The sequence below is a fragment of the uncultured Sunxiuqinia sp. genome (assembly GCF_963974515.1).
Lineage (GTDB): Bacteria > Bacteroidota > Bacteroidia > Bacteroidales > Prolixibacteraceae > Sunxiuqinia.
In genome coordinates this window covers 1-7,152 of the sequence record NZ_CAXBDD010000141.1, presented here as the reverse complement: position 1 = coordinate 7,152, position 7,152 = coordinate 1, and the positions used below count along the sequence as shown (strand labels likewise).

7 protein-coding genes and 1 pseudogene are annotated in these 7,152 nt (G+C 40.4%); 2 read left to right on the top strand and 6 right to left on the bottom strand.

Annotated elements, in window-relative coordinates; translation table 11 throughout:
- Nucleotides 1-318, top strand: a pseudogene (locus tag AAC033_RS17650) (cytosol nonspecific dipeptidase); the annotation flags it as partial.
- 271 nt (nt 319-589) lie between these two features.
- On the opposite strand, the gene AAC033_RS17645 reads toward AAC033_RS17650, so the two are convergent.
- The 4 genes from AAC033_RS17645 to AAC033_RS17630 form a co-directional block, all read right to left on the bottom strand.
- Nucleotides 590-874, bottom strand: coding sequence for a hypothetical protein (locus tag AAC033_RS17645; RefSeq protein WP_339740567.1), 285 nt, complete (start codon nt 872-874; stop codon nt 590-592).
- Between the two features lie 141 nt (nt 875-1,015).
- A complete protein-coding gene (locus AAC033_RS17640; RefSeq protein WP_339740565.1) occupies nt 1,016-1,240 on the bottom strand; it encodes a hypothetical protein in 225 nt (74 codons plus the stop codon).
- A 792-nt stretch (nt 1,241-2,032) separates the two neighbouring features.
- Entirely contained in the window at nt 2,033-2,866 is an 834-nt protein-coding gene (locus tag AAC033_RS17635) for a hypothetical protein (protein ID WP_339740563.1), read from the bottom strand.
- A gap of 214 nt (nt 2,867-3,080) precedes the next feature.
- Nucleotides 3,081-4,088 (bottom strand): hypothetical protein, encoded by a 1,008-nt coding sequence (locus tag AAC033_RS17630; protein ID WP_339740561.1) that lies wholly within the window; start codon nt 4,086-4,088, stop codon nt 3,081-3,083.
- Between the two features lie 223 nt (nt 4,089-4,311).
- On the opposite strand from AAC033_RS17630, the gene AAC033_RS17625 reads away from it, so the two are divergent.
- Nucleotides 4,312-4,665, top strand: coding sequence for a hypothetical protein (locus AAC033_RS17625; RefSeq protein WP_339740559.1), 354 nt, complete (start codon nt 4,312-4,314; stop codon nt 4,663-4,665).
- Between the two features lie 386 nt (nt 4,666-5,051).
- On the opposite strand, the gene AAC033_RS17620 is transcribed toward AAC033_RS17625, so the two are convergent.
- Nucleotides 5,052-6,086: a LuxR C-terminal-related transcriptional regulator gene (locus AAC033_RS17620; protein ID WP_339740557.1), complete on the bottom strand. Its 1,035-nt coding sequence runs from the start codon at nt 6,084-6,086 to the stop codon at nt 5,052-5,054.
- Between the two features lie 218 nt (nt 6,087-6,304).
- Nucleotides 6,305-7,152: hypothetical protein (locus AAC033_RS17615; protein ID WP_339740555.1), on the bottom strand; the 848-nt coding region annotated here is incomplete at its 5' end.

Here is a 7,152-nt window from a genome sequence, read left to right as displayed (position 1 = left end):
GCGGTATTTAGTCTGGCTGGTGGAAAGGTGGAATTCTCAGGGGCTTATCCTGGCTGGCAGCCCAATATGGCATCACCCATTTTGAAAACCATGCAGTCTGTTTATGAGCAAAAATATGGTAGAGTGCCCGAAATAAAAGCTATTCATGCTGGTCTGGAGTGTGGCATTTTAGGGGGAACCTATCCGCACTGGGACATGATCTCGTTTGGACCAACCATTCGTTTTCCGCATTCGCCCGATGAAAAGGTCAACATTGCTAGTGTGCAAAAATTTTGGAATTTTATGATCGAAACTTTGAAGAATATTCCGCTTAAATAATTGCAACAAGTACTGGAAAACATTTATTGTCGTATTGACCTACCCCAGGGCGGGGTGGGTTAAGGCAATCATAGAAATGAGAAATGCAACGTCATTACCTTCCCATTAAATTTCTAAATCCAAAAACAAGAGGTTCAAAACTAAAAAACCGTTGTCTATTGAAGGTAACGGCTATGCCAATGTGTATGCGATAAATATTAGCAGGTGCAGGGAAATTGCCTTAAAACTTAAAATGCCTTTTTCCTGCAATCACCTTTTAATCCCACTACTTTTATGAGCGAACAGCCACACCCAATTTTTCCAATAGCTGTGGTTTACTTTTCAATGCAATTTTCGCAATCGCTATTAAATCACGGAAGTAATCCTTCAGCTCTTCCATTTTGGCATCCCGGGTTTTGGTGGCCTGTTGGGCCTCTCCTTCCTCTATTTTCCGTAGGTTTGCCAGTTGCTCCAGTGCAACCAGTTCATCTTTTCGTTGCTGCAATGTTTCGGCCGTAATGCCCATATTAGCAAGCAGTGCAAGCGCTTGGTCGTTATTGATCATGTTATTATACATCGTCTACGCTTTAAACCTCCAGACATCAAAAGGAGAATACGATAAAACTGAAGGGAGTAGATTATGCAGCGACGTTGCCTGGTGGAAAGCCACACTAGACAGTTGGAAAATATCTTCATATGCTTCCTCCGCGGCCTCCCGTTATTCGGTAAACTGGTCGGTTACTTCCCGAACATCTTGTTTCTCTTTTCCCTGAACAGTAGACAGATCAAAGGTTTCCTGGTACATGGCTAAACCCGTTTGAAGTTTCTCATCGGTGTAACCATACGGCGCAATCGCGGTTTTGATTTCCTCTTCGCTTTCCGCGTCTTGTACGCCGATCCTGCAATTTTCCAAAATGACGGCTAATCTCTTACTCTTACCCATGTTGTTTTATTTAAAAAGTCAATTAATCTAATGGCCAACAAGAAATTCTTTACAGGATTAAAGCTATTGATCATCAATAGAAAATTAAAAAGGTTGAGTAGGCTGACAAACAGTACGTTTATTTATGAATGTTGATTTTAAATGTTGATTGTCAGATTAAATACAAATATATGCAGAATGAATATGATGTGCTGAATGAAAAAATCGCTGTGCTTACTTGCTTTCGTGTCTTTTAATAGGGACGGGCTTTCCTCGCATAATGAACTGAATTATTAAGCCTATACCCCCTATTGTGGAACGAAATAACGTTCAGATGATGTGCGGGGCGTGGATGAAAAGGCATCCATCCACGATGAAAAGTCGTTCGGCGGCATCAAAAGGTGTTATCCAACGTATAGAAGGGATTCTGCTGCGTCAAAAGATGCTGAACAACATATAATAGGATCTTTGCGAATAGGCATTCATAAACGCAATGCTTAGTAGTGTGAGGCTTTGTCCGGATAGTTCAAAAAAATACGATTATTGAGTGATTGATTTTTGAATCAGTCTCTCAATAAGCTTAGTTGCCCGAATTATTACCGGCTTTGAAGCTCCATATCGAGCCACTGGCTACCATGTTTCTATTGTATTTTTGTAACGACATACCAATAATCGGCTGCGCACTGTGTAGCAGAATAGGAGAAACACACAGCGCGACTCACAAGGCAACTGAATTTAAGGTTCTGGTATGAAGATTATTAAACGTACTGTTGATCTTCACGAAGATAAAGAGATGAAGGGTGAAGAAGAAAGTTATTTCATTGGGAACGAAAAATAGGACTGATCAATCACAATATGCATGTCGTGGCCGCTTTGGGTAACTTTTATTCCTCCAGGAGCGGACAATAAGCTACTGGTAAGCGTTAACGACAAGTCGGAACCCTGTTGCGAGAAACTGTCTCCAAGAACTTTCTCAGTTGCTCCGTTCGTAGCGTTTAGTTGGAGGTTTTCACCCAGTTGCAGAACCGTATCGAATAGGACATCTTCGGAGTTATTGTTCTGCTTGTAGCCAGTTACCTGGTTTTTATTTCCAAATTGGGTGATACTTAGGTGGTTGTTTTTCCCCGTTTGACCAGCCGAAATGAAGTTTTCATTTCCAATTTGCAAGCTCACTAAGGCATTTGATGTTCCGTCTTGCTGACTAACGACCTCGTTGGTCGAACCAGACGCGTGATTTCCGTTTGAGGAACTTGTTCCCAACAGGTTTGCGCTACTAAAAATTGTCTCCAGGGAATTGGTGTTGTCATGACTAAAGAGGTCGGTCAGGTAGCCTAGCTGTAAACTCAATAGTGAGTTCCCATCTCCTTTTTGGTCAATCTCAAGGCTGTTTGAACTCCCATTCTGAAATGAAAAAGCTTGATTGCCCAGTGGACTAATGCCGGTTTTGGATTGATTGATTTTAGCCGTGTTCTGGTTGCCTAATTGAGATATGCTTGCCACATTGGCTTCTCGTTCAGTGGGCGATGACTGGATTGAAAGATAACCTGCGTTCTTGGACGAATTAATTTGCTGGATGTTGATCTGTGCGTTGGAATAAAGCACAAAAAGCAAGGCAGCGGTTATAAGAAGTAATGGTTTCGTTGTCATATCGTTCGATTAGTTTCTTGAATTTTTTCTGGTTTTCTACCTGCAATACCCCGGCCCGAAGGCCGGGGCTTTTAAACCATCAAATCAAATTAAGATGCAGGGACTAACCTTTTTTCTTATCGGAAGATGGTGGCAGGTATTGTTTGGATTACTACACTCCATTTATTGAGTATGATTGCCTGCTTAAAGACCAGTGACTTGTTTCAAATTGCTTTTACGGTTGTATAATGTTCTGACTTTGCGTAAGGACAGCGCTATTGTAATTGCCAGTTTGCAAAACTGAGCTGGAATTATTGCCACCAAATTGTGTTTGACTTGATTGATTTCCTATTCCATCTTGTGTCGCAGTTGCAAAATTGGGAAGAATATCTTCCAGAACCTCAGAAGGGATAGTCTGCATTTGTATAGCTCTGTTTCCAACTCCAAATTGAAAAACTTCTCCATCATTCAATGGATCATAAACGGAATTTGCTCTCACTCCATCAGACACCTGAGTTTGACTAGCAAAATTGTAATCTCCTGATTGTTCTGACAGTGCGAAATTTAAGTTGCCTTTTTGGTCTTGTGTTGATTCATTGCCGGTTCCCCATTGCCTAATTGTGGCATCACTCTTCCATGAGTAATTTTGCTGAGTTTGAAAAGCTCTGTTCCCAACTCCTTCTTGTAAGACACTTACCTTGTTAGACCATCCGTGTTGTTCCTGTTCGGAAAGGTTATACTGTCCGTGTTGTTCAGCATATGCCCAGTTGGCACTTCCAGTTGCATCTTCTGGTAAATCGAGATCTTGTGACTGTTTTGCAATATTTCCCGTTCCATATTGCCATATTTCTGCTTCATTCCAATAGTAAATTTGTTGTTGAAAAGCATCGTTGCCTACACCTTCCTGACGAATTTTTGCAGATGTTCCACCTTGTTTTCCAGAAGGGCCTTGAATTTGTTTGGCTTTATTATACTCTCCGAGCTGATCGATATAGGCTTCCAGCATTTCTTCAACCTTTGCATGCTTATCAGATTGCTCTTGGTCAACTTCAGCTATATTGCCTGTTCCCCATTGACCAACCCAGGAAAAGATGGTATTGCCCGGCACTGGAGAATCTACGTTAGTCTGATCAACAGCTACCTGGTTTGCAGTTCCGTGGCTTTCAATTTCAGAAACATTTACTTGTGCCATTGCCATACAGACGGCAAACATCATTGTAAAGAGGAAAACTAGTTTTTTCATAATAAAAAATTTAAAATTTGAGTATTTGAAGGGTTAGATTTTAAAAGATATCGTTTACGATATTTGTTTTCGGGAGCGACACCAATCGCAGCATTAATGTTTCCCAAACACTTGAAGTGCCGTGTTCTGCGCCATTTATGAATGGATACGGCTTAAACTTTTTTAATGGTGGTAGTTGGATTTTTCATCATTTTTTAATTTTTAATTGTTTAGGAATCACTAATTGCAAAAGACTCATTCTGAGTTTGTTTTAAGGCTGTTGTTGTTCCCTGCTTGGTATACTGCTATGGTCGGTTTTGCCTTTCCTGAAACTGCATCTTCACGTGAATTAATTTTCACCTTGTTTTGGCTGCCTGTTAGTACTGTTGTGCCTTTTACGTTTTTAGAAATTACAGTGGTAGCAGCATGTGGAGGTAGAGGTAAAGAATCGACGATGATGGAATTTTCGGTAACCGTGGATACGATCTTTGACGAATCGGGAGCCATGTATTTTGTGGGAGTGGGGGTCATCAAAAAAATGAAAAACGACCAGTGGACGAAATGTGTTAAGAGATTGACACTCATGATTTCTTATTAAAGTAACTGTTGTTCAACTCGACTAATATTTCAGTTCATCCTTTAAAATTGATTTAATAAACGCTTTTTTAAGAACTGTCGAAAACTTCATTCTGAGCTTTTGCATGTGAGATATAGTTCAAAGCTAGGCCTCTATCCGGTGCAAGGCAATACGTTTTTTGTGAGCCGGCATACGAATAAGTGAGAATACTTAGGGGAGCAAACTTCAGGTGATGGGAATACCACTTTCGATTTCGTGAGAATGGGCTTTGGAAAAATGGAGACGATTTTATTTGTAAGTTGAATGCCAGAGCCTGTAGTGATGAACAGATTGGACATGTTTGGAAGGATTTGGAGAGAATCTGGCGCCAGGCAACGGATGGCCGATGAACAACTACAGATGTTGATTTATTTCAGAAGACTGTTCTGATTGGCATAAAACACGGCTTCGGTAATATTGCCTGCGTTGGTTTTATGGATGATGTTTGAACGGTGTTTTTCTACGGTACGTACTGAAATTCCAAGATGACTCGCTATTTGCTTCACCGGTGCGCCTTTTGCCGAGAGTTTCAGCACCTGTTTCTCGCGGTTTGTGAAAAGAAAGTTCCCGTCAGCAGCCTGTTTTACCGGGCGTAATTTGGTGTCCAAAACCGAGGAGGAATTTCCTTGCACTTTTTTTATCGACGGATGGAGCTCTTCCCAATTGTCGTTGGCCGGAATGACCAACCCTATGATTTTGGGCGAAGACATGCCGTTATCAATAAAAGATAAATAAATGTCGAACTTTGTATCCGGGTCAAACTGCGAAGGAACTTCTTTAAAATAGCTATACTTGGAAATTCCGTTTAAACAGCGTAAGAATTTCAGATCATTGGTTTTTTCATTGTGAAAATCGAATATTCCCGATATCAGAACAGGAGTCTTTATATCTTCTGTTTTATAAATCAACTTGTAAAATGATTTATTGGCTTTTACTATTTTGTTGTTGCACGCTTCAAAAATGCCAAAAGGAGTGACTTCAAAAAGGGATTGAAACTGGGTAGAAGCATTCGCTTTTCGTTTGTTGCTTTTTTGGAGCTGTTTAAGCAGAATATTGCTGATTTTTATGTGGTCGAATGGAGGAAAGAGAAAACTGTCAATTCCCAGCTCCATTCCTACCAGAAAGTCATCTTTATTAAACTGGTCAGATAATAAAATAAATGGGATTTCATTTTTTAACAAATCATTGTTTAACATGTTGTAGAAATGAAATCCGGAATAATCACTCAATTCTTTCTGACATATGACAATATCCGGGTTGTGCTCCAGTATTTTCTTTAGAGCAGTTTCCACATTCTTAACTGAAATAACCTGAAAGTCGAGTTCAATTAAAATGCTGGTGAGTACACTATTTCGTTCTTTTACTGGCTCAATCAAAAGCACTTTATAGTCCGAATTATCCATACCATTTTGAAATTCTTATTACCATTGGGTTATAGAATATATCAGGTAGTTTATTAAATGCTCGTTGAATAACTAACGACTAAAGCTACAGCGTGTGTTCCCTTGCAAACCTTGGGAAACAGAGAGAACACACGCCATGTTAGATTTTTTTCACAATCTTTTTTAAATCCAATGATTCGGTTCTAAAGTTCCAGGTTGGGTCATTAGGCTTAATATTATTACTCTAAAGATTCTTGATTAACGATCGCAGAATTGTTATTCCCATTTTGAATAATAGTGGAAAATGCCCCGCCACTTTGATGTACAGCAATGAAGTTATAGTCTCCTGTAATATCAATATCGGAATTATTTCCTTTACCTTCCTGTACTACCTTAATGCCAAATTCATCTCCCGGAATAAAATTTCCATTAAAATCACCGTTTATGTCAATATCAGAAAAATTGTTTTTCCCCTTTTGGTCGACCCCTATTTCATTAGAATTTCCAATCAAATCGAGCGTAGATGTGCTTCCATTTCCTTTTTGCATGAGCACAACCAAGTTGTCATCTCCATTTACATATTGATTAATGGTATGCTTTGTGCCCCGTTGGTCAGCAAAAATGCGGTTCCAATCACCATAAATATCCTGATTAACAAAGTGTCCACCTTCGCATGCCACAGTCCCGTTACCCGAAGAACTTTCAGTTCCCGGACTTCCGGCACCGCCCCTTTGTATTATTATCGCTTTGTTGTCATCGCCTTCAATATACATTTCGGCTCTCGAGTTACTACCCATTTGTTTGATTGCGACGCCAACGGTAGGCACAAATACATGCTCTTCGTCGTGGGGCGGCGGAATAACTTCAGGCATTCCACCTTCGCCGCTCTGTCCTCCCGAATTTCCGCTATTTCCATGTCCCTTGCCACCGGGATGTCCCCCAGATCCTTCATCGCCTTCTTCCTCATCGCTATGGGGAAATTTACCTTCTTCATGTTCCAGGAAATGACTGCCGTTACGGTTTCCGTTGATAATCATTTCAGAGGATTGTGTGTAACCACTTTGTGAGGTCCAAACCTGGTTTTCGC

Excerpts from the sequence above, each read along its gene's own strand:
- AAC033_RS17645 (WP_339740567.1), bottom strand. The coding sequence starts at position 874 with ATGTATAATAACATGATCAATAACGACCAAGCGCTTGCACTGCTTGCT.
- AAC033_RS17640 (WP_339740565.1), bottom strand. The coding sequence starts at position 1,240 with ATGGGTAAGAGTAAGAGATTAGCCGTCATTTTGGAAAATTGCAGGATC.
- AAC033_RS17635 (WP_339740563.1), bottom strand. The coding sequence starts at position 2,866 with ATGACAACGAAACCATTACTTCTTATAACCGCTGCCTTGCTTTTTGTG.
- AAC033_RS17630 (WP_339740561.1), bottom strand. The coding sequence starts at position 4,088 with ATGAAAAAACTAGTTTTCCTCTTTACAATGATGTTTGCCGTCTGTATG.
- AAC033_RS17620 (WP_339740557.1), bottom strand. The coding sequence starts at position 6,086 with ATGGATAATTCGGACTATAAAGTGCTTTTGATTGAGCCAGTAAAAGAA.